The following is a 20,834-nucleotide window of genomic DNA, read 5'->3' on the forward strand; positions in this document are numbered from 1 at the left end:
GGGCGCGGCGCGACGGTCGTGCACGAGCTCTGCTCGACACCGAACACCTCGGCCCGGCGGCTCGCCCACGCGCCTGGGACGCGACGTCAGCGACCCCCGACAGGGCTACCCCCCGGCCGCCGGCCGCGGGCCTCGACAGCGCCAACAAGTGGTGGCACAACCAGTAACACCAACAGTGGGATCAGCAGTTGGATCAGCAGTTGGATCAGCAGTCACACCCACCCCACCAAACCCACCCAAACCACCCCACTAGTACCCCAAGCAACAAACCACATACCCACCCCAGGTACCAACACCCATGTCCGAAAACCGCCAGCACAAAGCAGCGGAGGCCCCAGTGCCCCTAGGGAAGAAGAGGACTAGGAGGGACCCCGCTCTTGCTTTTCAAGTTCGGCTTCGATGTAGTCGTTGAATTCGTTTAGCGCAGCCATATATTGCTCACTCTCGTCGTCGAGCTCCGCTGACACTACCTCGTTTCGGAGGTATCTCCCCAACGCGTCCTTTACGGGGCCAATCGTGCGATGGGCCACAGTGCGTGGAAAGTCGCTGACATACCCAGTGTCGAAGAGGTGGTCCAGGTCAGGAAACAGACGTGGCAGAACGCGCACCTTCCCCCGCAACGGCGCGGGCAAGAATTCGGCGTCCCGCTCGATACGTCCGAGAATTGCAGCCGCGGCTGGCCGGTCCTCGGGCGGGAACAGCTGGTTCGACACCGTCGACGACCTGCGCCGAATGAGTTCCTCAAGCTCGATTACTGAATCGTACGCTTGCTCGGCCTTGCCGTCGGCGCGGGAGCGTACTTCTCGCATTCGCTCTTCCTTGAGGTTCGCCTCGCGATCTCTGAGCGCCCACATTCGTTGGAGCCCTGCACCCCCGAACGTGAGTGCACCGCCCGCCAGGACCCCGTACAGCCACGTCAGATCCGCCACGATTCGCAACATAGCCCTGTGCGGGGACCAGCCGCGCGTCGTATAAGCCGCGCGTTGATGCCCGGTGGGTAGCCAGGGCGTGGCTTTGCTACCGGCCGGCCACCCACCGGGGTGCTAGGGGTGCACTCGGGCGTCGTCCAGCTGCGCGTCGAGGCTGCGGGCCACGACGACGTCGTAGGCGTCGTAGCGGTCGGTGAAGCGGTAGCAGGCGGTCTGTCCGTGCTCGGTCTCTTCGAGCACGTAGGTGCCGGGGAGCACCCCGGCGACCATGTCGGGTCCGTCGGCGTAGATGTAGGTGGTGGTGAGTCCGTTGCGGTGTGCGCGCTCGTCCGGGTAGGCGTGCCGGGCTCGCTCGCGGAGCACGGTGATCATGGTCTCGTCGTTGATCGTCTCGACGTTGGCTCGTGCGAGCGCGGTCTCCGTCATGGTGCGTCGCGTCGTCGTGTCCATGGCTCTGCTCCCTCACGCGTGGTGTGGGCTTCGGGTGGCTGGTTGGGCCGCCGTGGTTGGTGTCTTCGACGGTACGGCGACGGCGCGGGCCGTTGGTAGGTGTTGTGGGCACCCCTGGCTTCAGAGGGTTTGCCCACGGCTTGTCAGGCGGGCAGGTGACGGGTCCAGTCGCGGGCGGCGTTCCACGCGATGTCGACGAAGGGCTCGCCGTAGCCGTAGTGGAAGTCCGACTTCCAGGTGCAGGAGCACACGGCGCGCCAGTAAGCAGGTCGGCCGTTCCCGTCGGCGTGGAGCTCACGCCACGCGACGTGCCGCGCGCCTTCGGCATCGACGTGCACGCCGATCGATCCGCCGGCACGGAGCCCCTCGTTCCACGGGAGCCGGGCGGCGGCCATGAGGTCACCAGGCATCGGGTCGGCGAAGTCGTCGAGACGCGCGCGGTACTCCCCCGGAACGAGCGCGACGCCTGCCCCGCCGGCGGTGCCCGCCCATGCGGGCGGGTCGAGCGCAGGGATGGGCGAGTCGGGGTCGTCCACGACGATTGGTGTCCGCGCGGACATTTCCATGCCGGGGTGCGGGTGGTCGGCGCCGGTCAGGAGCCGTGTCGTGGTGTCGGGCCGCACGCGCAGGATCAGGTCGGTGGCGTCCATGCTCAGGCCTCCGTCCGCACGACGACGGCCTGCCAGAACCCGTCCTCGGCCTGCCGGTAGTCGCCGGTGCGGGTGAAGCCACGGCGGGCGAGCACCTGGTCGGCAGCGGCGAACACGTCGGGCGTGTAGCAGCCGCAGTCGACGAATCCGAGGCTGCTGCCCGACCCGGGTCCGGCGACGTCCTCGGCGTAGTCGACCACGCCCAGGGTCAGCCGGGTACGACGGGTGAGGTTGAGGTCGAGGCCGGTAGTCAGGTGGTGCCCGGTGCTGGTCTTGGCGCAGCGGGCGGTGAAGTCGATCTGCAGCGTGCCGACGGGAAGGTCCATGGGATGCCTCGCAGTTTTCAAGGCGGCTGGTCAGGCCACCGGGTGGTTGGTGCTCATGACACTACCGGCTACCGCCGACGCCGGCGGCCCGATCGGCCCCGGATCAGGGGGCATGGGGTGCCCCTGATCCGGAGGGCGACAGACCGGCCCCGCCCGTGCCGCGAGCGCCGCGGCGGCGAGCGGGGCGGGAGTGGTCAGGCCGGGGGTTCCGGGGTGCCGGTGGGGGTCTGGTTGGTGTCCAGCTCGGCGAGGATCTGCAGGGCCATGGTGCGCACGCGCTCGGCGGTGGAGCGCACGACCTCGGCGGGGTCGGTGCTGGTGCTTGCGGCCCATCCGGCGACGTAGGGGACGGTGTAGCCGGTGGTGTCGAGGTCGTGCGCGGCGCCGACCATGAGGGCGACGGACTCGGCTTCGACCTCGGCGATCCCGCGGTGGCGGGGAGCGTCGGTGAGGGTGCCGTCGACGTCGTCGCGGGTGGCTCCCTGCAGCACGTGGGCGAGCTCGTGGGTGAGGGTCTTCACCCGGGCGGCGTCGTCCATGTCGGCGCGCACGTGCACGGTCTTGTGCGCGTAGTTGGTGACGCCGTTGGCGCCGTGGAGCTCGGCAGCGCTGGTGGCGTCGTGGAGGGTGTAGCCGTGCGCGGCGATCTGGGCGGCGAGGCCGTCCCAGAGCCCGGCGGGGGCTTCGCCCTGCAGGAGCTGGGGGCGGGGGTGCTCGGGCAGCGGGGCGCCCTCGGTGGCGGAGACGTCCCAGACATAGGCCACGCGGGTGCCGATCATCCGCGAGCGCACCGTCTCCCCCGGGGCGGGCTTGGCGCCCTTGGCCAGGCGGTACCAGGACGCGTGGTCCTTCGGGTTCGCGCTGGCGAATCGTGCGGTGACGGGCGCGAGGATCTGGTACCCGCGCATGCCCTTGATCACGTGCCGGCCGAGGGCCTTCCACTGCTGGAACCCGGCGACGTAGGTCGGTTCGGGCTCGGTGGTCATGCCCGCCTCGTACGCGGCGGCGTGCTGCATCCAGATCAGCAGCGTGTTGTTGAAGGAGCGGCTGCGGAACCGGGCCGCGAACCGCATCGCTCGGGCCCAGTCCTCGCCGGTCACGAGGGCGCTCACGGCCTCGTCGAGCCGCTCGCGCACCTCGGCGAGGCGGGCCTCTCGCTCGGCTGCCTTGGCGGTCGTCGTCGAGTCCTGGGCGCGGGTACGGGTAGCAGTCGTCATGACCCCTCCTCGGGGCTTCAAGGTGGCTGGTCAGGCCACCGGGTGGTTGGTCTTCGGGTCGAGCGTTGGCGGCGGCTGCCGCCGAAGGGCCTCAGAGGGCCGCGGCGTCGTCCAGCACGACGCGGATCACCTGGGTGTCGGAGGTCATCCACACCTGCGGGTGGTCGCGGTAGTAGATCCGGACGTAGACGCCACCGCCGCTGTGGCGCAGGACGGTGCCGTGCTCGGGGACGGCGCCGCGCGGGATGGTGAAGTGAGTGCCGCGCGGGAGGGTGTCGAGGCGGCATGTGCGGGTAGCGGTCGTGGTGGTCATGACCCCTCCGAGGGGCTTCGAGGTGGCTGGTCAGGCCACCGGGTGGTTGGTGCTCATGACGCTACACGTCGACACCGACGTGCGAGTGCCCGCAGCCCCCTGGACGGGCGGCATGGGGTGCTCGTCCAGGTTGAGTGCTGCCTCGAGCTCGAGGCGCCCCGCCGGACCGCTGGCCGGCGGGGCGCGAGTGCGTCCTACGGGTGTTCGTCGATGCGGGCGATGGCCTCGCCGTCGGCGGCGCCGTACGCCGCGCACACGGAGCAGGCGCGCATGTGCTTGCCGGGTCCATAGGCGTCGAGTCGGTAGAACGCTGCGGGCAGGCCGCACTCGATGCAGCGGCCATGCTGGGTGCCCCACTGGAAGACGACGACCTCGGCGGGTCCGGGGATGGTGGGCTCGTGCAGCACCTCAGCCCTCCGCCTGGTCGCGCAGGAACTGCTGGTACTCCATGTCCTGGTGGTCGGGGTGCCCGGCGTCGGGGTCGGCGGTGTCGTCGATGGCCCGGCCGTCGGCGGTGATGTCGGTCCAGGTGCGTTCGGTGACCGCGTAGTCGACGGACCGCGCGGTGCCCTCGAGGTAGGCGTCCTTCGCCTCCTCGAGGGTGGCGCGGGTCGTGATGACGGTGTGCTGGGTGGTCTCGGTGACGGTGAACTGGTACTCGGGCACGGGCCGCTCCTCTGCTCGTGACGTGGGCTCAGCGGACGCCGGGCGGGAGCAGGTCCTCCGCCAGCATGGCTTCGCGGGCCGCTTCGACGGGCGAGCTGCCGGTGTCGTGCTCGGTGCGCCAGTCGAAGTCGGCCAGGTCGTCGTGCGTGACGCCGTACCGGCGCCGCAGGTGGAGGTCCACCAGGTACATGAACGCGCCGAACGCCTCGCCGAACCGGGCACCGTAGGACGCCAGCCGGCCCTCTCGCACGTCGCGCAGCAGCTCCGCGCGCTTCGCCGAGTCCACGTGCCTGTACAGCCACAGCTCTGCCATGGGAAACACCTCGAGCTCTCATCGCAGCGGGTGGTCAGCCCGCCTGGGTTGGTGCTCCCCACGCTACCGGCGTCCACCGACGTCGGGAGGGTCCTAGGTCCCGGGGGCGGGCGGCATGGGGTGCCCGCCCCCGAGGGCCGCTGCGAGCCCCTTGGTGGGGCATCGCAGCGGCCTCAGGGTGGGGTGGGTCAATCGGCGGTGCCGTCGAGCCAGTCGCGGTCCTCGCGCCCCTCGACGTACTTCCCGCCGGGCGGGTCCGAGAACGCGGCCTCGACCAGGGCTCGCATGCGCGGGGAGGCCGCGGCGAGCTCGGCGTCCCGGTGCTCGACCCAGCCGTACCACTCATGGCCCGCGCCCGTATCGACCACGCACTCGGACACCAGGAGTCCCGGCACAGGGACGCCGAAGGCCCCGACGTCGGTGTATGTGCCGCCGTCCGGGTCACGCACGATGACGAGTTCGATCGGGCTGATGGGCTCGGCAGCCAGGACACGGTCGATGTCGAGCATGTAGCGGATGCTGCGCTCGTGCCAGAGCCCGTCGACGACGCCGCACAGCGGGTTGGTACCGATCGTCTCGACGCGCAGGTGCGTGGCCATCCGCTCGGCCGCCGCCGAGAAGGCAATCGGCTCGACGCGCCCGTGCCCGCGGTCCCAGCCGATCACCTCCAGCCACGGCCCGTCGCCGTGCACGCGGTCCAGGAGCACCCTGGCGGCATCGGGGTGGGCGTCGCGGGCGGCTCGCGCGATGACGCGGGCCGCGGTGTGCATGGCGGTGCGGATCGAGGCGTACATGATGTCCGCGAGCGCCGTGGCGTGGTCGATCTGCTTGATGGTCTCGTCGATGTTGGTGGTCACGGTTGGTCCTCCGTGCGTGCGTGATTCGGGGCGGCTGGTCAGGCTGCCGGGGTGGTGGTGTGAAGCCGGGCAGAGGTCAGAGGCGGATGGGCACCATTCGGGCTGCCTCGTCGAGGATCGGGGGGTAGGCGTCGATCTCTGCTGCCTCGTCGATCGTCAGCAGGTAGGTGCCGCGTCGGGCGTCGAGGGCGCACAGTGCCTTGGTCGAGACGGCGCCGTAGCCGCCCTGGAGGCCGATGTGCTCGGTGTAGAGGTGGATGGCGGCTTCGTGCACGTCCTCGTCGATCTGCGGGTCGAAGTCGGCCAGTTCGCCCGTGGCGTCGGCCCACGCCGTCGCGGCCAGCCAGTCGCCCTGGTCGGACGCCTCGAGGTGCACGTGCGTGGCGGTGGGGTGTGCCCCGCGGACGGCGACGGCGATGAGCGACGCCGCGGTGCGCATCTCGGCGATCGTGGCCCAGCGGACGAGGCTCGACAGGAGTTCGACTCTCGCGGACTGCAGCGTGAGTTCGGGGGTCGTGTACATGGGTCCCTCCAGCGGGCGGGGTGTCGAGGCGGCTGGTCAGGCCACCGTGTGGTTGGTGTCCCCGACGTTACCGCTGGCCATCCACGAAATCAGCCTGGTCTCCGCGACGCGGTCGCTGGGACAGCGGGCATGGGGTCCCGCTGTCCCAGCGGAGGATGTGAGACCGAGCGAGAGTTGCGAGCGGCCGCTCTGCTCGGATCTCGAACCGAGGCTCCGGGCCAGCCCCCATCGAGCCCGGTGACGAGGCCAACGCAATGCGGCCACGTGTCAGGTTCACCCGGCCGCTCAGGCGCCGGCGGCGGCGGCGGCCCGTACCTTGACCACCGTGGAGGAACCTGTGACCGTCAACCCCGCTCGGCCCGCCGGCCGCTCGCCCGTGCTCCCGCTCGTCTCAGCCGCGGTCGGGGGTCTCCTCGTGGGCGGCGTCGTGGCCGCGGCCGCGACGTATTCGCTCACCGCGGCGGCCGACGACCAGCCGGAGCCCACGGCCGCGGTGACGTCCCTGGACCAGGTGCCCGCGACGCTGCAGGTCGAGGCGTCGTGCGACGGCGGCGGGGCCATCTGGGACCAGACCACCATGGTGACCCCCGAGGCCATCACCATCGCCGTTGGCTCCGACGCGACCGACACCTACTCGCAGGACGCCTACTCGGTGGCCCGGTGCGTCGCGATCGACACCGGCCTGACGCCCCCGGGCGACACCAGCGAGCTCGACAACGCGCTCACCGAGTGGCAGGACAACCCCGGAGACGTCACCCGCACCTGGAACGGCTGGACCCTGACGATCAGGTCCGGCGAAGACGGCGGCTCCGTGGTCGAGTTCACCGCCGGCTCATGACGAAGCAGCTCCCCGAGCACGGGGCCTGGAAGCCGAAGCCGTCCTCGGAGGACTGGACCGTCGGCCCGCAGGCGCGCCGCCCGACGCCGCCGGCCACTGTCAGCGGGTACCTCGAGCACTACGACCGCACCGGCGAGTACCCACCCGGCGCGGACGACCCGCGGAACGCGTCGATACGCGCGGCCGCCGACGCGCTGCTCGCCGCGCGTGCGCCGGCGGCCGACGCTGTCGAGCCTGCACCCGTCGACACCGCCAGCGACGGCGCATCTAAAGGATGGCGCATCGTCGCAGGCGTGGCCGCGGTGCTGGCCGTGCTGTGGTGGCTCAACCAGGGCGACGAGGATGGGGGCCGTTCCACCTGGCCGGACGAGCCGCAGTGCTCGCTCTCCCAGCCGCAGAACTGCTGAGCAGTCCCCCGCGTGGCATGGCGTGAAGCAGCGACGACGCCCGTACCTTGACGACCGAAGGAACCCCATGACCATCGCACGATCGTTCGCGGCGACCACTGCGGCCGTCCTGGTGCTCGCCCTCACGGCGTGCAGCGAGCCAGCCGAGGCGCCGGCCGAAGCATCGCCCGCGGTCGAGCTGACATGCGGCGACGCCCCGCCCACCTGGATCGACCGCACCGAAGCGCCGGACTTCACGGCGACCTGGGAGACGCACGAGGACTGCGCCGTCTCCGGATGGCGCGATGGCGACCGCACCAACCTCGAGAACGACGTCATGACAACGCTCGGGGCCAACGTTGTCGGGCAGGTCGTTCCCGACGAGGAAGCGTTGACGCCCATCTACGAGCTGTGCGCCACCGCGGCCCGCGTGCCCCCAAACCCGCCTGCGAACGACCTCGACGCCACGCAGCGCCTCGAGCTGCGTGATCAGATCATCGCCATGCTCACCCTCTGCTCCGACCACCCCCACGCCGTGACCTACACGCAGCAGATGACGGACCTCGGGGACTTCTCGTGACCATGAGCGAGGAGGAGCGCGCCGCTTTCCGCGCTGCCGCCGCGACCACGATCCGGGTCGAGGCGGCACGAGCCTCGATCACGCAGAGCGTGCTCGCCGAGCGCGCCGGTGTGTCGACGGGCGCCATCTCGTACTACTGGCACGGAACTCGGGAGCCGCGCCTGTCGGACGCGGCGGGGATAGCCGAGGCGTTGGGCCTGGACATGGTCGAGTTCACACGCCTGATCGTTGTCGAGCTCGCGCGCGGCCAGGAGCCGACCGCCGGGTGAAGATGCAGGGCGGCTCGCACGCGCCGTCGCGGAATATCGCGGCACGATCGGCGCATGTCCACCTAGGAGTATCTGCCCGTCGTGGTCATGAGGCGTCACACGTACTCGCGAAGGCGAGGTAGGACGGCCGCGAGCTCTTCGAAGAGGTCGGGCCAGCCGCGGCGGAGCCATGTGATGCGTCCTTCGGTGAGGTGGGAGCCGTCGAGCATCGTGGACACCCGTAGGGCGTGCTCGGGGGCTCCGAGGCGCTGCAGCTTGGCGTAGACGGGGCTGGCCGGCAGCTTCTGGCGGGCGATGTACGTCCAGACCTCTTCGGTGGACCAGTCCCAGGCGGGGCCGTAGGCGACGGTGCCGTCGTTGCGGGCGATCCGGCCGCCGTGGTGCGCGCGGCGCTCCTGGGGGCTGCTGCAGGGGCGTGGGCATGTGCAGGGGTGGCGGCGCAGGGCGTTGGTGTACGCCGCGGCGCGGCCGCGGGCTTCGGCCGCTCGCACGCCCCAGATCTCGCCGGGCCCGTGGGCACGGTGCGCAGCGGCGGCAGGTTCGGTGATCAGGACGGTGTGCATGTCCGGCACGGCCTGATCGGGGGCGGTGTGGTCCCACCCGCCGGCGCTGGCCATGAGCTCGAGGGCTCCGGCGCTGGGCGCCATGACGTGCAGGTTGAGGTCCCATGCCTCGGCGAGGTCCGCGAGGTAGGTGTACGTCTCGGGGTACTCCAGCCCCGAGTCGAAGAACACGACCGGGACGTCGGGGACAGCCTGGTGGGCGAGGTGGAGGGCGACGAGGGAGTCCTTGCCGCCGGAGAACGCGACGTAGCCCTCGTGGGCGTCCAGGTGGGTGCAGATGCGGTCGCGCACCATCGGCAGGTCGCGGGTGGTGGAGCGCAGGGCGCGCAACGCCTGCACGTTGAGGCCGGGGTTCGCGGTGGTCATGACAGAAGGGCCGGTAGGTGGAGCTCGTGCTGCCGTGCGGGGTGCATGTAGGGCGGGCGGATGCCGGCGCGCCCGACGCTGGTGTCGGGCGCGCCGACGAGCTGGCGCCGACAGTGGTCTGGGGTGGGGCGTCCAAGCGTGCCGTCGGGGTGCAGGTGCGCGGCGGTCAGCACGTCGAGGTCGGGTGCCGGCTCGATGTCCCAGCGCAGCACGTGGCCTTCGCCGCTGGTGCGCTTCTTGCCGATGCTGCGCACGTCGGAGAGTAGGTCTGCCACGGCGCCGGGATCTCCGACCGCGTGCCAGGTGAGCGTGCCGCACGCGGTCACCAGCAGCGGCATGCGGCGGGCGCGGTAGCGACCCTGGCGCCCAGAGATGACCTTCGGCAGCGATGAGGCCACCTGCTCGAGCTCGCGCTCGTCGACGCGTCCGGTCCAGGTGTGCACGTCGGGACGGTCGGCCACTCGGTCAGGGTGCGCGCAGGTCGCAGCCCAGTGCCATGGGCCGTCCTCCGGCCCGCACCGCGCGAGCGGCAGGTCGAGGTCCGGCGGGGCGTCATTCTCAAGGGCGCGCGTGTACTCGCGTCCCGCGGCGCGCACCTCCGCCTTCTGGCGCTCCCACAGCTGAGAGGCCAGCAGGCCGTCGAGCGCGATCCCCCACGGGGCTGCCTGACCGACGCCGGCGGCCAGGTGAGCCTGCACCCGCATCGGGGCGAACTTGCCGCTCATCGTGCTCCACCCATCCGGTCGCAGCGCCCGCACACCGCAAGGTACGGACCGAGCCCCTCCTCCGTGTGCGTACTGGCCGCGAGCGACGGGGTGGCTTGGTCTCCGCCGCTGGCGGGGTAGCGGCGCAGGGCGGGGCGTGTGGTGCAGAAGTCGCAGGGTTCGAGCGTGGTCGGGGCGCAGTCGTCGCAGCGCTGCATGGTTCCGGCGTAGGGGCCGACGGGCAGCGTGAGCCCGCAGGCGCAGGTTGCTGGTTCGCGTGGCGTGGTCGTGGGTGGGGTGGTCATGCGTCCACGTACTCCGTTTCTGCCATGAGGCGGAGGACGTCGTCGCGGTCGTTGCGGCGTGCGACGGCGCCGATGCTGTCGGCTGAGCTGTACCCGGCGCGGTGTGCTGCGCGGTCAGGGGCCTCGCCTCCACGCACCAAGAAGGCGAACTCGTCGAGGTGGTCGTGGGCCGTCTCGGGATGGGCGCTCGGCGTCTCGGGGCCCGCGCTGGGGTCGTCGATCGTGTCGTCGTCCCAGGCGGCGGGTACGACCCATCCACGCTCAGCGGCGAGCGCCGCGGCGCGCCGTGAGGGCCCTCGCGTGTTACTGAGGGTGGTGTAGAGCAGGCAGATCGCGTCATAGGTCTCGCGGGTCACGTGGGGGCTGCGCGGGCTGACGATCTTCTCGGGCTGCTGGAGGTAGCCGGCCGATCTGAGGACTTGCTCCATGTGGGCGTAGGTCCAGCCGAGGGCTTGGAGGGCGTGGATGCGGCGCACCGTGCCGTCTCTGGGCACGAGCGGCTCGGGGCGGTCGCGGGCGACTTGCTCGGGGGTGACGGCCAGGAGTCGGTCGGCGACGTCGCGCTTGAGGGTGGTTCGCCCTCGCAGCAGATGGGTGAGGGTCGCGCGGCACACACCAGCCGCGTAGGCGATGGATGCGGCCGTCAGGTCGTGGTCGAGAAGGGTGCGCACGTGCGCACGCACGGGGCCTGCGGGGACGGTGCGCTTGCGACCGCAGGCGACGTCGTATCGGTACTGCTTCTCCCAGGCGCTGGTTCCGTACGAGGCGCGCCGTGCGTTCGTCGAGGGCGCGGTGGTCGGCGTGGTCATGACAGCTCCTTGAGCGCCCGCAGGATGTCGAGGCGGTGCTCGTGGACGTGGGCGCGCCAATCCGGGAGGTCGGCGGGGACGTCGCCGGTGGGCGTGAGGTCCACGTGGACCTGGCCGTGGCCGATGGCGATGCGGCCGCCAAGTCGCCCGGAGGTGGCGAAGGTGTCGATGACGTCGGTGGTGAACGCGAGCTCGAGGGGGCTGGGGCGGCGCAGTCTGAGCCAGGTGGAGAACTGGGTCCCGGCGGGGAACGTCTCGATGTGGAACAGCATCTGGTTGCTGCCGCTGGTGACGTGCGGGGTTCCGTCTTCGTCGATGGTGTGGGTGGCGTCGCTGGTCGCCACGGGGGCGAAGTCGTGGTCGTCGCTGTCGTCCTGTCGGGTGTAGGCCTCGAGCTGGACGACGTTGTGGGCGGTCATCTTCGTGGGGACGCCGGTGATCCGGGTGGTCTCGGCCAGGTGCGGGACGACCTTGCCGACGTCGAGCGCGCCGCCGATGATCGTCCCGCCCGCTGCCGCGCCGAAGACACCCAGCTGAGGGACGAGGTCGCGGACGTGCTGCAGCCGGCTCCCGGACAGGGGCTCGGTGCTGCTCTTGGCCAGCGCGCCGCCGCCGCGCAGGGCGTGTGCCGCGGGTGCGGGCAGCTGGCCCTCGTAGTCGACGGCGTCGCGCAGCAGTTCTTCGCCGATGCGCCGCAGTCGTCCACGCAGGGTGTTGCCGGAGATGACGGGGACGTACACCAGCTGGCCGGCGTCGGTCATGACGCGCTCGCGGCGCAGGAGGGTGATGGTGCCGCGGGTGTCGCCTCCGTGGGCGATGGAGCTTGCCGCGGTCAGGGTGCCGTTCCAGGTGATCGTCATCGGGTCTCTCCGGCGGTGGCGGGGGTGTGTGCGGCGCGGCGGGCTTCGGCGACGATGCGGGTGCGCAGGAGGAGCGCTTCGGTTTCGAACCGCAGGACCTCGAGCACTGGGAGTGGGTCGGCGCGCAGGAGCTGCTCGAGCTCGGCGCGTTCGGCGGGCCGGGCGGGGGCGGATCCGAGGTCGTCGGCGACCTCGCGCCACCAGCGGCGCAGGTTCGGCGCCCGGTAGGTCGCGCAGATCACGCGGTCGGGCAGCAGCGAGGCCCAGTAGGTCTTGCGGTAGCGGGCGACCCAGCTGCTGTTCCACTCGATGCCGTAGTGCACGTGCAGCAAGAGGCGTTCTGCTGTTCCTTCGGGGCCGTCCAGCGGCGGCATGTACTCCGCCGCGGCGGCGAGCCAGCGGTCGGTCGGGGTCTGCTCGTTCGTCACTGGAGCACCCCGTAGGCAGGCAGGGCCATGTAGTACGGGGCCACCTCGAAGCAGAGCCCGCACGCAGCGTCGGCGGGGTGGACACCGGGTGCCTGGCCGCGCGTGGTCTGCCCGCAGAGGGTGGAGGGGGGCAGGGTGTCCGGGCTGGCGCCGACCAGCGCGGGGCTGACCGCGACGAGGTGGGTGATGGCGTCTCCCGTCGAGGTCACGGCGGCGAATGGGATGGTCAACGGTCCTCCTTGGTCGAGGGGGTGGTGGCGTGCAGGGCGAGGGGCAGCCACGGGCTATCGGCGTCGCGCCAGGGGGCCAGGCGGTCCCAGTCAGCAAGGACGTCCGCCCACTGGTCGCGGGGCTGGCGGGCGAGCACGGTGAACGGCGGCGCGGGCTCGGTGAGCATCCGGGAGCCGAACCCGCGGGTGCGCAGACGCGTGACGACGGTGAGCAGCCGGGCGTCGGCGCGTCCCCACGGGAAGCAGGCGTTGTCGGTGGTCACCCGCCCCCAGCGAGCGCCGGGCACCAGATGCTTGCGCCCGGGACGCAGCGGCACGACGAGGGCCTCATCGGGGCCGACCGCGCCGGCCGCGAGGATCACGGCGAGCCGGGCGCGGCTCAGCACCGTGGCGGTTGCGGGCTCGCGGGTCACATGGTGGGGGTAGGAGCGCAGCGCGGGCGTGCTGTACGCCCAGGCGCACCGGTCGCACAGGAACCGTCCGCGGGGGTCGGCCCAGTCGTCGTAGCCGGTGAAGCTCTTCGAGACCGCTGATGTCGCTGGCTGCCCAGCGCCCTGGGTGGCGCATCGGGCGCAGCGGCCGTGATTGCCGGGCTCGGTGCTGCTGTGCGTCTGGCTGGCCCACATCGCGGTCAGTACGTCCATGGCGGGCCTCCCCTCGCACAGGTCAGTGGTCTGTGTCTGTCACCAGGGGGAAGGTGCGCGCGGGGTGCGTTCTGTGACAGCGGCCCCGCAGGTTGGTCGGGCGTCGTGGGGCCGGGGCAGACGAGAGGCGGCCCTCCCCCGCGTCCTGGAGGAGGGCCGCCGTCGAAAGGGGCGTGGGTGGGTGGTGATCAGGCGGCGACCTCCTGCACGCCCTCGAGGCGCTGCTGGGCGATGGTGAGCTCGGCGACGGTGACGTTCTCGCGTCGCAGGCGACCCTCGGTGTGGCGGTCACCGTCGCTGATCTGGCGGATGTCGTTCCAGTCCATTTCTGCCTCCGGGTGTGATGTGTGGTGCGATATCTCCCAACGTATTCATCACCCGTGAGGGCCTCCAGGCATTGTGGGCACCCCTGGCATGGTTCTTTATTGGTGCAGCGAAAGGCCCCCGTTGCGCCCCCACTAAGGGGTTGCAACGGGGGCCCTTGCTGGGCCGTGCAGAGCGTCTAGTTGAATTCCCGAGCCGGGCCTATTCCTCGTCCTTGGCTAGCAGCTGCTCCGTGTAGTCGTACTCATCGGGGTCGAGCTTGACCTCGCGCAGCGCTGCCCAGAGCTCGTCGTCTGCCGGCGTTCCGGGGCTCCCTTCGCGGACGGTGGCGCGGTGTCGGGCGATGGCCGTCACAAGGACGTTTACGACGTACCGTGCCCGGGGTTGGAAGTCGCCGGCCTTTCCGGCCCAGTCCAGGTACTGGGGCGCGGAGCCGCCGCGGTCGATGCGGGCCCAGGACTGTTGGCACAACTCGATGAACTTCGCTGCGCGCTTCTTCTGCGCCTCCGGTACTTCGTCACGCTCGAGGGCGTCCTGGGTGGCGTTGAGGAATTCCTCGAGGATGTCGTAGGCGCGGTCGGCGAGCTTGTCGTCGGCACGGACGGCGAGCCAGAGCTTGTCCCACGCGTCGCGCCCAGCTTTCGACTGGTCTCGGGGCACGAGGTGGGACCGCAGCAGCTCGGCGAGGTCGACGTCGCTCAGCGCGAGCAGGGCGGCTGGCGTGGGGTCCTTGGGGACCGCGACAGGCGTGCGGACTCGGGTCCAGGGGGCGTCGATCGGGGGCACTGGGGTCGCTTCTCCTCGAGCTGTGAGCCGGCGGGTCGGCCGGGTACGCGGCGGTGGGTATGAGTCTCCCGCATCGGTTGTGGCGTCGCGCCGTTCACGCGGCCGCAGCGCGGCGGGCGCGCTCGGCTGCACGCCGCTTGGTGTTCGCGCTGCGGCACTCCATGCAGCGGCAGTTCTTGCGGTACTGGGAGATCCCGCCCTTGCCGGGCTCGTGGAGGGCGCCGTCGGTGTTGCGGGCCATGCGCTGCAGCCAGTCCGCGGTGTCGATGTCTTCGCGCCCGATGGCCCGCATCTGCTCGCGGTCCTTGGTCGTGGTGCCGGCCCAGTAGCCCTCTTCGTTGCCGGCAAGTGCCCACAGCAGGCAGGTGGCGCGTCCGTCGCAGCGCTTGCACAGGGCTGCCTGGTCCTGCGGCACGACGCTCTGCTCACGATCCGGCACCCAGTCGCCCTCGACGGAGGCGGTCGCGCAGCGCGCGGACTCGATGGGGAATCGCTGGGCAAAAGACTCGGAGGCGTCGCCACCGTTGTGACGAGCCTCCGGGTCAGGCTGCATGCTCGCAGTGGTGTCACTGTACGGGGTCTGCTCGCGCGAGGCGATGAGCGTGGTCATGAGGGTGGTTCCTCTCGGTTCGGATGGTGAGTCCGGCGCCCTGGTTAGGAGCGATGCGACCATCATGACATCGAGTGCTGCATTCCGTCCACCGATGCAGTTCAACGGGGTGTCGCGGGTGTGTCCGTAGACTCGAGAGGTGAGCAGCGCGCAGGGCAGGGCGTACGGCTATGAGCAGGTCGCCGAACGGCTGCATCAGGTGTTCGGTGTTCGCCCTGCTGCCTCCACCCTTCGTGCGTCGGTGGCCACTTCCCGGACATCGACCACGTCCCGTCGCCCGAGCATCACGACGGGCATGCCGGCGCCGTTGCCGAAGGGTTCCGCGCGCCGTGTGCTGTTCGACGCTGAAGAGATCGAGGAGTGGCTCGACCAGCACCCATGGCGCCGTCGCGATCAGGTCCTGCATGAGGCCGCCGAGAGGTTGAGGCGGGGCGAGGACGAATCAGCCGTCGTCGAGGAGCTGCGGCACGCGGGCGTCTCGTGGTCTGAGGTCGCACATCTGATCCGCCGAGCCGAAGGCCGCCACGTGCCGAAGTCGTCAGTGCACAAGCGGTACCGATCGCGCGATTAGCGCGGCGGGCCGCATCGTTGCCGAACGCGTCTTCCCTCAACTGGTCGCGCCGCTGGAAGCCATAGCGGCGGGTGAATTCGCCACCGTCGTGCGGCGAGGGGCCGTTGCCGAGGCGGACACTGAGGACATCAGGCCGGAAGGCTAGGGTCCGCCGGTGAGCCGCTCCCGCCTGCATCACCCATTCCCACTGCACTCATCAGTTCGCCGATGATCACAGAGGAGGTCGGAATGGACGAGCACAGAGACCCGATGGACGGGATCACCGTCACTCAGGATGAGGAAGATCCCTACGGCTGGGTCATCAGCCTTACCGAGGGAGCCTCGCTGATCGGCATGCTCGACCAGACACGCGCCACGATCGCCCAGGGGGGCACACCCCGAGTCGAGCTCGCAGCGGGCGACGCCACGAGACTCAAGCGGGCACTGGAAGCGCTTGTGAACGCCGACCTCGCCTGGGTCGATGTCCGCATCGCCTCCCATGAGTAAGGGGCCGGCACGTGTCCACGCTCGAACGGTTCAAGCAGCTCCTTCAGAACCTGTTCTCCGGCGGGGCCGCGCCTGCCCCTCGTAGTAGCGCCTCAACACCACCAGACACCAAGGCAGCCCCGGCGCCACAGGCGTCGGCCGCAACGCCCCCACCGGCATCTGGTCCTCCTGCCGACCCGTACAAGGAAGCCTCCGACAAGACGATCGCGACGCTGACATGGTTCGTCGGCGCACTGGCGGCCATCGCAACGTTGGTGGTCGCCGGCACCCAGCTGAGCAGTATCGGCGAACTCAGCAAGGGGCCGCGGCTGGGGTGGGCGATCGGCTCTGCGGCAGCCGCGCTCGCCGGGACCATCGCCGCAATCGGTCTGCTGACATGGGCGCGGCTACCCGGAAAGCCGGCCGACCAGGCCCGGCTTCAAGAACTAGCCCAAGGCAAGGAAGGCCGCCGCGGAAACGCCCGGCGTGACGCGTGGCTCCTCGACCGCGTCGAGGCCGACCCCGCATTTCACAGGGGCACAGGCTCATTGAAGGACCTGATGGCTCAGATGAGCACGACCGACGCGGAGTATCACGAAGCGCTGAAGCAGTATCACAAGGCGAAGTCCGCAGCGCGCGCGACGACGACCGATCCCAAGGCCGAGAACCGGAAAATAGCAAAGGCGAAAGCCGCACTTGACGTCGCTACTGACGATGTCAAACGCCTTCGATTTGGCGTTCAGATGAGCGCACACCTCCTTCGGTACATCGACTTTCGACGAAAGGTCTACCGCGCTATCTGGGCTGTCCTCGCGCTCTCGGTCGTGGTCGCCGCCGCACTCGTGACGCTCGCCTGGGCCGCCAACCCGCCCGAGGAGGACGCGACCCCACAGGCCGTAGCACGCCCCGTGCACGCTCAGCTGCACCTGGTGTCCAAGGACGAGATCTGGTCCGCCCGGCTTGGCCCCGAGTGCGCGGCCGCGGCGCGCATGGATGGGATCGAGGTAATTGCGCTGGCTTCCGACGACGAGTCGGCCACGGTGGTGACGATCCCGTCGGGCCAGTGCCTCGAGCCACGCAGAGTGGTCGTTCCGAGTGACGACGGCGCAGTGATCGCGGTGTCCGACAGCCTGCCCGACGCCTCAGGAGGCTCAGCGACGGTGAGCGCTGGGTTCTAGGCAGCCAGATCGACCCAGGTGGCCGCGAGCGCGGCGCCGGCCACGATCGCTGGGCCGAAGGCGAAGTGGTCGCTGCCGCGGCGCCCCCGCACCAGCATCACGACGCCGACCAGCGCGCCGACCAGGAGGGCGGCGACCACGGCGGCGACCACCACAGGCCAGCCGAGCGGGCCCAGCATCATCCCGGTGACCAGTGCGAGCTTCACGTCCCCGCGGCCCATGCTCCCGACGACGGCGAGCACGACGAAGAACAGCCCCATGCCCGCGGCCCCCAGCCCGGCATGCAGCCACACCTGCGGCCCTTCCGTCACGCTGCCCCAGCTCGTGGTCACCAGCAGCGCTCCGGCGGTCGGCGCCAGGACCCGGTCCGGGATCCGGTGGACGTCCAGGTCGATCCACACGATCGCGAGCCCCCCGGCCAAGTACACCGCCAGCCCTGCTGCGAACCACGCCGAGTCCTGCATGGCCGCGAGCGCCCCGCACAGCGCCGCCACGACGGGCACAGCCAGGACCGCCGAGCGACGTGGCACGAGCCGGGTGACGTCCCCGACGCGCGCGTACCGCCGCTGGGGCAGCCACCAGGCGAAGAACACCCCTGCGAGCAGACCCCCGACGGCGCCAACGATTCCAGCCACGCTTACTTGCTCGTCTCGCGCTGCGCGTCCCCCTCGTAGCCGGCTCCGTCCGTCGGCCGCGGCAGGTCCATCCCCGCGGCCAGGATCTCGGGAGCGAACCCCCACTCCCCCCGTCGCAGGTCCTCGATGGACTCCGCGCTCTCCCACACGTCGTTCTTGTCCTTGCTCGCCATCGTCCGTCTCCTCACTTCTCGTCGGTCACGTCGCGCAGCTGCACGATGCGCTTCTTGCCGGTCGACCCGTCCGGGCGCCGGAACGTCGCCTCGTGGGAGGCCACCACCTCGAACTCCAGCCCGCGCGGAAGCAGGTGCTGGGTGTTGTCCGCACCGTCCGACCGACCGAGGTAGGCGCCCCGACGCGTCTCCATCTCGAACACCACCACCCGCCCCCGCTCGTCGGCCACCTGATCCGCGGTCTCGTGCAGCTGGTGCGTCGCCGCGGTGTACCGGTCGAACGACAGCCGCCGACCGGGCCTGAAGTTGTTCGCCACGAAGCCGGCCACGTTCTGCCGATTGATGTACCAGGGCATCGCGACGTTCGCGTACAGCACGTGCCCACGATCGTTGTGTCGCTCGTAAGCCTGGATCGACCGATCGATCCGGCGCACCCGAGCCTGGTCCGCGTCCGAAAGCTCTGCGACGTCACCGGTGTGCTCCGACAGCTGGTCGTTCACCGACCGCCACGCCGCCTCACGACTGACCAGCGCGTGCTGCGTGCGCACCTGCACCTCGGGCAGCCCCGCCAAGGTCAACGTCCGCGCCTTCGAGCGCGCCTTGCGCTGCCTCGAGGACGCCGGGGTGCGCACCCGGCCCGCCGGCGGCAACCTGCGCTGCATCACGGGGTGACGCAGCTCGGCATTCGTCTCCCGCGGCATCAGGCGCTCGCGGTCCTTCTGCAGGCGGTTCAGGCCGGGCATGGCCTCGGTCATCCGGTCGAGGTCGCGCAGGCCTTCGCGCGCCGCGGTGCGTTGGGCGTGCTCGTCGGTGTCCAGGAGCGCAGCGCTCTTGGTGCTGGCAGGGCCGGAGCCGCGGTCGGCGTCGACGACGTATCCGTCTGGGCGTGCCGGCCCGTGGGAGCTGGAGCGCTTTGCCATGTCGCGCGCCTTCCTGTCGGTGTGGTGGTTCACCTGGGGGAAGGTGCCGGTGAGGGCCGTTCTGTGACACCAGCAGGGCGCGCGTCCCCGTCGGTAGCTGGGGTCAGCCGAAGTCCTGCGGGCTCTTCGACAGGTCGGCCGCCTCGTCCATGGTCATGTCGTCGACGAGCCAGGCGTCAGCACTGCTGGGGCGGTAGAGGTCGAGAGTCATGAGGACCACCCGGGTGTCGCCGGTGCGTCCCTCGTTGTTCACGGGGATGAGCTCGACGAGACGCGCGCGGCTGGTCATCGTGGCGGTGTCGTGCGCCTGTTCGTCGACGCCGACGGCTTCGTCCGCGCTGGTCACCGTGACCTTGTAGCGCGCCTTGTCGTGGGCGAGCACGTTCCACCAGTGCCCGGGGCTGCTGGGCAGCTCCTGGGTGTTGAGCTGCGCGAACTCGGCGGTGAGGTACTGGGCGGCGCGTCGACGAGCGTCCAGCGGCGACTCGTCCTTGGCGGCGTCGACCTCCCACCAGGTGCGGGCGACGGCGTCCGCCACGGCGTCGGGGCCAACCGGCCGCGACGAGGCGCTCGCGGACGTGCTCGGCGACGGGCTGGCCGGGCTCTTCCCGCCGGCGTCCGCGCCGTTCGAGGGGGCGCGAGTGGCTGCCAGCTCCTGGGACGGACGCGCGGGAGCGTCTCCTTCGTCGGAGGCGCATCCCGCCAGCGCTAGAGTGCACGCGACCGCCGCGGCCGCGCACCTGGCCAGGGCCGTCCCGGCCCCTCGTCGAGTGTCTTTCGTCGTTGCCACGCCTCTACCCCTTCGCCCCTTCGGTGCCTACGAACTCCCAGTGCCAGGCCTCGCTCTTGCGCCCGTCGATGCGCGCCCACGACGGGTGCTGCCACCCGAAGGCTGGTCCGTGCTCACGCAGCCACCGGTGACGGGTGGAGCCCTCGGGGCCTAGGTTTCCGATGTCGAGGGCCAGGCCCCACCCGTGGTTGGAGTAGCCCGGTGTGGCTGCGAGGAAGCCCTTGGTGGCCTTCAGCCGGACCTGGGTGGCGTAGTCGCGGTAGGCGTCGGTGATCGCGAGGTTCTGCCCGAACTTGGCCTTGAAGGCCTTGTTCAGCTCGCTCAGCGCGCGCTGCGCGTCGCACCGCAGGACCTGCCCGGACGCGGCCCACGGGATCTGGCACAGGATCGATCGATCGAGCTTGCCCGAGCCTCCGATGGCCTCGCGGTAGGTGCCGTCGGCCGAGACGTCCGGACCGCCACCAGCGGCGTAGTCGTGACCGGCGAGCGCCTTGGTGTAGCGGGCGATGCCGGCCATGATCTTCTCGACGTAGGAGCGGGTCTCGATGATGCCCGGCACTCCGCCAGCGGCCAGGACGCGCCCGGAACCGGCGTTGTAGGCCGCGAGCGCCAGGCGGATGGGGTCGCCGCTGATCGTGCCGGCGTCGAGCTGTTGGTTCACCCAGGTGTGCAGGTGGCACATGTAGTCGGCCTGGGAGCCGATGGCGTCGAGGGGGTCGTTCGCGTCGGCGCGCCCGTCGCCGGAGTAGTCCTTGCCGAACTCGGACCACGTCGGGGGCATGAACTGCGCCATGCCCATGGCTCCCACGGGGCTGATGGCGGCTGGGTTCCAGTTGGACTCGGCCTCGATCTGCGCGGCGATGAGGGGGGCGGTGATGCCCTTGCACCGCTTGCCCGCCTCGGTGATCGCGGCGCGGTAGGCCTCGGGGATCGCCTGGAGGTTGAGCGCGCCGGTGCCGCCGCTGGTCTCGAGTTTCGGGGGGCCGTTCATGATCGTGATGACGCCGAGCCCGATGACGGCGGCGGGGGCGGCCAGCAGGAGGACGGGCACGATCAGGAGCGCCAGGAGCCACTTCTTGCTCATGCGTTGCCCTCCCGTCCTGCGGTGAGGATCGGGTGGGCGGCTTCGTCGTTGCGGGTTCGGCGGGGCCCGGTG

General features: G+C 70.7%; 33 protein-coding genes. 7 read left to right on the forward strand and 26 right to left on the reverse strand.

Going from position 1 to position 20,834, the window contains the following annotated elements; all coding sequences use genetic code 11:
- Positions 1-359 precede the first annotated feature (359 nt).
- From ACFQ8Y_RS14665 to ACFQ8Y_RS14715, 11 genes are all read right to left on the reverse strand, one after another.
- Positions 360-929 carry a hypothetical protein gene (locus tag ACFQ8Y_RS14665; protein ID WP_430585943.1) on the reverse strand — a complete coding sequence of 190 codons (570 nt, stop codon included), beginning with the start codon at positions 927-929 and terminating at the stop codon, positions 360-362.
- Between the two features lie 114 nt (positions 930-1,043).
- A complete protein-coding gene (locus tag ACFQ8Y_RS14670) occupies positions 1,044-1,379 on the reverse strand; it encodes a hypothetical protein (protein WP_430585944.1) in 336 nt (111 codons plus the stop codon).
- 143 nt (positions 1,380-1,522) lie between these two features.
- Positions 1,523-2,029 (reverse strand): hypothetical protein, encoded by a 507-nt coding sequence (locus tag ACFQ8Y_RS14675; RefSeq protein ID WP_430585945.1) that lies wholly within the window; start codon positions 2,027-2,029, stop codon positions 1,523-1,525.
- A gap of 2 nt (positions 2,030-2,031) precedes the next feature.
- Entirely contained in the window at positions 2,032-2,355 is a 324-nt protein-coding gene (locus ACFQ8Y_RS14680; RefSeq protein WP_430585946.1) for a hypothetical protein, read from the reverse strand.
- A 194-nt stretch (positions 2,356-2,549) separates the two neighbouring features.
- On the reverse strand, positions 2,550-3,572 hold the full coding sequence (locus ACFQ8Y_RS14685; RefSeq protein ID WP_430585947.1) for an ArdC family protein: 1,023 nt from the start codon (positions 3,570-3,572) through the stop codon (positions 2,550-2,552).
- Between the two features lie 91 nt (positions 3,573-3,663).
- On the reverse strand, positions 3,664-3,885 hold the full coding sequence (locus ACFQ8Y_RS14690) for a hypothetical protein (RefSeq protein ID WP_430585948.1): 222 nt from the start codon (positions 3,883-3,885) through the stop codon (positions 3,664-3,666).
- Positions 3,886-4,079: 194 nt separating this feature from the next.
- Positions 4,080-4,292, reverse strand: a complete 213-nt coding sequence (locus tag ACFQ8Y_RS14695; protein WP_430585949.1) for a hypothetical protein — start codon at positions 4,290-4,292, stop codon at positions 4,080-4,082.
- Between the two features lies 1 nt (position 4,293).
- On the reverse strand, positions 4,294-4,551 hold the full coding sequence (locus ACFQ8Y_RS14700) for a hypothetical protein (protein ID WP_430585950.1): 258 nt from the start codon (positions 4,549-4,551) through the stop codon (positions 4,294-4,296).
- A 28-nt stretch (positions 4,552-4,579) separates the two neighbouring features.
- Positions 4,580-4,864 carry a hypothetical protein gene (locus ACFQ8Y_RS14705; RefSeq protein ID WP_430585951.1) on the reverse strand — a complete coding sequence of 95 codons (285 nt, stop codon included), beginning with the start codon at positions 4,862-4,864 and terminating at the stop codon, positions 4,580-4,582.
- A 188-nt stretch (positions 4,865-5,052) separates the two neighbouring features.
- Positions 5,053-5,721 (reverse strand): hypothetical protein, encoded by a 669-nt coding sequence (locus ACFQ8Y_RS14710; protein WP_430585952.1) that lies wholly within the window; start codon positions 5,719-5,721, stop codon positions 5,053-5,055.
- Between the two features lie 76 nt (positions 5,722-5,797).
- On the reverse strand, positions 5,798-6,244 hold the full coding sequence (locus tag ACFQ8Y_RS14715; RefSeq protein WP_430585953.1) for a hypothetical protein: 447 nt from the start codon (positions 6,242-6,244) through the stop codon (positions 5,798-5,800).
- 325 nt (positions 6,245-6,569) lie between these two features.
- On the opposite strand from ACFQ8Y_RS14715, the gene ACFQ8Y_RS14720 reads away from it, so the two are divergent.
- From ACFQ8Y_RS14720 to ACFQ8Y_RS14735, 4 genes are all read left to right on the forward strand, one after another.
- On the forward strand, positions 6,570-7,082 hold the full coding sequence (locus ACFQ8Y_RS14720; protein WP_430585954.1) for a hypothetical protein: 513 nt from the start codon (positions 6,570-6,572) through the stop codon (positions 7,080-7,082).
- A complete protein-coding gene (locus ACFQ8Y_RS14725; RefSeq protein WP_430585955.1) occupies positions 7,079-7,489 on the forward strand; it encodes a hypothetical protein in 411 nt (136 codons plus the stop codon). The genes ACFQ8Y_RS14720 and ACFQ8Y_RS14725 overlap by 4 nt, the downstream gene beginning before the upstream one ends.
- A gap of 67 nt (positions 7,490-7,556) precedes the next feature.
- Complete coding sequence (locus tag ACFQ8Y_RS14730) at positions 7,557-8,048, forward strand: hypothetical protein (RefSeq protein WP_430585956.1); 492 nt, start codon at positions 7,557-7,559, stop codon at positions 8,046-8,048.
- Positions 8,049-8,050: 2 nt separating this feature from the next.
- Complete coding sequence (locus ACFQ8Y_RS14735; RefSeq protein WP_430562965.1) at positions 8,051-8,317, forward strand: helix-turn-helix domain-containing protein; 267 nt, start codon at positions 8,051-8,053, stop codon at positions 8,315-8,317.
- A 95-nt stretch (positions 8,318-8,412) separates the two neighbouring features.
- On the opposite strand, the gene ACFQ8Y_RS14740 is transcribed toward ACFQ8Y_RS14735, so the two are convergent.
- The 10 genes from ACFQ8Y_RS14740 to ACFQ8Y_RS14785 all read right to left on the reverse strand — a co-directional run bounded on the left by ACFQ8Y_RS14740 (position 8,413) and on the right by ACFQ8Y_RS14785 (position 14,946).
- Entirely contained in the window at positions 8,413-9,246 is an 834-nt protein-coding gene (locus ACFQ8Y_RS14740) for a phosphoadenosine phosphosulfate reductase family protein (protein ID WP_430585957.1), read from the reverse strand.
- Entirely contained in the window at positions 9,243-9,971 is a 729-nt protein-coding gene (locus ACFQ8Y_RS14745) for a hypothetical protein (RefSeq protein WP_430585958.1), read from the reverse strand. Before ACFQ8Y_RS14745 ends, ACFQ8Y_RS14740 begins: the two co-directional genes overlap by 4 nt.
- A gap of 280 nt (positions 9,972-10,251) precedes the next feature.
- Positions 10,252-11,064 (reverse strand): hypothetical protein, encoded by an 813-nt coding sequence (locus ACFQ8Y_RS14750; protein ID WP_430585959.1) that lies wholly within the window; start codon positions 11,062-11,064, stop codon positions 10,252-10,254.
- A complete protein-coding gene (locus ACFQ8Y_RS14755; protein WP_430585960.1) occupies positions 11,061-11,924 on the reverse strand; it encodes an RAMP superfamily CRISPR-associated protein in 864 nt (287 codons plus the stop codon). Before ACFQ8Y_RS14755 ends, ACFQ8Y_RS14750 begins: the two co-directional genes overlap by 4 nt.
- Positions 11,921-12,352, reverse strand: coding sequence for a hypothetical protein (locus ACFQ8Y_RS14760; RefSeq protein ID WP_430562960.1), 432 nt, complete (start codon positions 12,350-12,352; stop codon positions 11,921-11,923). The genes ACFQ8Y_RS14755 and ACFQ8Y_RS14760 overlap by 4 nt, the downstream gene beginning before the upstream one ends.
- Positions 12,349-12,582 carry a hypothetical protein gene (locus ACFQ8Y_RS14765; protein ID WP_430585961.1) on the reverse strand — a complete coding sequence of 78 codons (234 nt, stop codon included), beginning with the start codon at positions 12,580-12,582 and terminating at the stop codon, positions 12,349-12,351. The genes ACFQ8Y_RS14760 and ACFQ8Y_RS14765 overlap by 4 nt, the downstream gene beginning before the upstream one ends.
- On the reverse strand, positions 12,579-13,226 hold the full coding sequence (locus ACFQ8Y_RS14770; protein ID WP_430585962.1) for a hypothetical protein: 648 nt from the start codon (positions 13,224-13,226) through the stop codon (positions 12,579-12,581). The genes ACFQ8Y_RS14765 and ACFQ8Y_RS14770 overlap by 4 nt, the downstream gene beginning before the upstream one ends.
- Before the next feature lie 188 nt (positions 13,227-13,414).
- On the reverse strand, positions 13,415-13,552 hold the full coding sequence (locus ACFQ8Y_RS14775; protein ID WP_430585963.1) for a hypothetical protein: 138 nt from the start codon (positions 13,550-13,552) through the stop codon (positions 13,415-13,417).
- Between the two features lie 199 nt (positions 13,553-13,751).
- On the reverse strand, positions 13,752-14,336 hold the full coding sequence (locus ACFQ8Y_RS14780; protein WP_430585964.1) for a hypothetical protein: 585 nt from the start codon (positions 14,334-14,336) through the stop codon (positions 13,752-13,754).
- A gap of 94 nt (positions 14,337-14,430) precedes the next feature.
- Positions 14,431-14,946 (reverse strand): WhiB family transcriptional regulator, encoded by a 516-nt coding sequence (locus ACFQ8Y_RS14785; RefSeq protein ID WP_430585965.1) that lies wholly within the window; start codon positions 14,944-14,946, stop codon positions 14,431-14,433.
- Positions 14,947-15,085: 139 nt separating this feature from the next.
- On the opposite strand from ACFQ8Y_RS14785, the gene ACFQ8Y_RS14790 reads away from it, so the two are divergent.
- The 3 genes from ACFQ8Y_RS14790 (at position 15,086) to ACFQ8Y_RS14800 (ending at position 17,160) form a co-directional block, all read left to right on the forward strand.
- Entirely contained in the window at positions 15,086-15,517 is a 432-nt protein-coding gene (locus tag ACFQ8Y_RS14790) for a hypothetical protein (RefSeq protein ID WP_430585966.1), read from the forward strand.
- Between the two features lie 228 nt (positions 15,518-15,745).
- Positions 15,746-16,003 (forward strand): hypothetical protein, encoded by a 258-nt coding sequence (locus ACFQ8Y_RS14795; protein WP_430585967.1) that lies wholly within the window; start codon positions 15,746-15,748, stop codon positions 16,001-16,003.
- An 11-nt stretch (positions 16,004-16,014) separates the two neighbouring features.
- Entirely contained in the window at positions 16,015-17,160 is a 1,146-nt protein-coding gene (locus tag ACFQ8Y_RS14800; RefSeq protein WP_430585968.1) for a hypothetical protein, read from the forward strand.
- Here the strand turns inward: ACFQ8Y_RS14800 and ACFQ8Y_RS14805 are convergent.
- The 5 genes from ACFQ8Y_RS14805 to ACFQ8Y_RS14825 all read right to left on the reverse strand — a co-directional run bounded on the left by ACFQ8Y_RS14805 (position 17,157) and on the right by ACFQ8Y_RS14825 (position 20,762).
- Complete coding sequence (locus tag ACFQ8Y_RS14805; RefSeq protein WP_430585969.1) at positions 17,157-17,795, reverse strand: prepilin peptidase; 639 nt, start codon at positions 17,793-17,795, stop codon at positions 17,157-17,159. The two genes, ACFQ8Y_RS14800 and ACFQ8Y_RS14805, sit on opposite strands and share 4 nt — an antisense overlap.
- Positions 17,796-17,797: 2 nt before the next feature.
- Complete coding sequence (locus tag ACFQ8Y_RS14810; protein ID WP_430585970.1) at positions 17,798-17,968, reverse strand: hypothetical protein; 171 nt, start codon at positions 17,966-17,968, stop codon at positions 17,798-17,800.
- A gap of 11 nt (positions 17,969-17,979) precedes the next feature.
- Positions 17,980-18,921, reverse strand: a complete 942-nt coding sequence (locus ACFQ8Y_RS14815) for a hypothetical protein (protein WP_430585971.1) — start codon at positions 18,919-18,921, stop codon at positions 17,980-17,982.
- Between the two features lie 70 nt (positions 18,922-18,991).
- A complete protein-coding gene (locus ACFQ8Y_RS14820) occupies positions 18,992-19,426 on the reverse strand; it encodes a hypothetical protein (RefSeq protein ID WP_430585972.1) in 435 nt (144 codons plus the stop codon).
- 256 nt (positions 19,427-19,682) lie between these two features.
- Positions 19,683-20,762 (reverse strand): transglycosylase SLT domain-containing protein, encoded by a 1,080-nt coding sequence (locus ACFQ8Y_RS14825; RefSeq protein ID WP_430585973.1) that lies wholly within the window; start codon positions 20,760-20,762, stop codon positions 19,683-19,685.
- Between the last annotated feature and the right edge of the window lie 72 nt (positions 20,763-20,834).

Source organism: Isoptericola sp. NPDC056605 (genome assembly GCF_042792795.1).
GTDB lineage: Bacteria > Actinomycetota > Actinomycetes > Actinomycetales > Cellulomonadaceae > Isoptericola.

Coding starts and splice junctions, on each gene's coding strand:
- ACFQ8Y_RS14670 (WP_430585944.1), bottom strand. CDS start 1,379: ATGGACACGACGACGCGACGCACCATGACGGAGACCGCGCTCGCACGA.
- ACFQ8Y_RS14675 (WP_430585945.1), bottom strand. CDS start 2,029: ATGGACGCCACCGACCTGATCCTGCGCGTGCGGCCCGACACCACGACA.
- ACFQ8Y_RS14680 (WP_430585946.1), bottom strand. CDS start 2,355: ATGGACCTTCCCGTCGGCACGCTGCAGATCGACTTCACCGCCCGCTGC.
- ACFQ8Y_RS14685 (WP_430585947.1), bottom strand. CDS start 3,572: ATGACGACTGCTACCCGTACCCGCGCCCAGGACTCGACGACGACCGCC.
- ACFQ8Y_RS14690 (WP_430585948.1), bottom strand. CDS start 3,885: ATGACCACCACGACCGCTACCCGCACATGCCGCCTCGACACCCTCCCG.
- ACFQ8Y_RS14705 (WP_430585951.1), bottom strand. CDS start 4,864: ATGGCAGAGCTGTGGCTGTACAGGCACGTGGACTCGGCGAAGCGCGCG.
- ACFQ8Y_RS14715 (WP_430585953.1), bottom strand. CDS start 6,244: ATGTACACGACCCCCGAACTCACGCTGCAGTCCGCGAGAGTCGAACTC.
- ACFQ8Y_RS14725 (WP_430585955.1), top strand. CDS start 7,079: ATGACGAAGCAGCTCCCCGAGCACGGGGCCTGGAAGCCGAAGCCGTCC.
- ACFQ8Y_RS14730 (WP_430585956.1), top strand. CDS start 7,557: ATGACCATCGCACGATCGTTCGCGGCGACCACTGCGGCCGTCCTGGTG.
- ACFQ8Y_RS14735 (WP_430562965.1), top strand. CDS start 8,051: ATGAGCGAGGAGGAGCGCGCCGCTTTCCGCGCTGCCGCCGCGACCACG.
- ACFQ8Y_RS14740 (WP_430585957.1), bottom strand. CDS start 9,246: ATGACCACCGCGAACCCCGGCCTCAACGTGCAGGCGTTGCGCGCCCTG.
- ACFQ8Y_RS14745 (WP_430585958.1), bottom strand. CDS start 9,971: ATGAGCGGCAAGTTCGCCCCGATGCGGGTGCAGGCTCACCTGGCCGCC.
- ACFQ8Y_RS14750 (WP_430585959.1), bottom strand. CDS start 11,064: ATGACCACGCCGACCACCGCGCCCTCGACGAACGCACGGCGCGCCTCG.
- ACFQ8Y_RS14755 (WP_430585960.1), bottom strand. CDS start 11,924: ATGACGATCACCTGGAACGGCACCCTGACCGCGGCAAGCTCCATCGCC.
- ACFQ8Y_RS14770 (WP_430585962.1), bottom strand. CDS start 13,226: ATGGACGTACTGACCGCGATGTGGGCCAGCCAGACGCACAGCAGCACC.
- ACFQ8Y_RS14775 (WP_430585963.1), bottom strand. CDS start 13,552: ATGGACTGGAACGACATCCGCCAGATCAGCGACGGTGACCGCCACACC.
- ACFQ8Y_RS14785 (WP_430585965.1), bottom strand. CDS start 14,946: ATGACCACGCTCATCGCCTCGCGCGAGCAGACCCCGTACAGTGACACC.
- ACFQ8Y_RS14795 (WP_430585967.1), top strand. CDS start 15,746: ATGGACGAGCACAGAGACCCGATGGACGGGATCACCGTCACTCAGGAT.
- ACFQ8Y_RS14810 (WP_430585970.1), bottom strand. CDS start 17,968: ATGGCGAGCAAGGACAAGAACGACGTGTGGGAGAGCGCGGAGTCCATC.
- ACFQ8Y_RS14825 (WP_430585973.1), bottom strand. CDS start 20,762: ATGAGCAAGAAGTGGCTCCTGGCGCTCCTGATCGTGCCCGTCCTCCTG.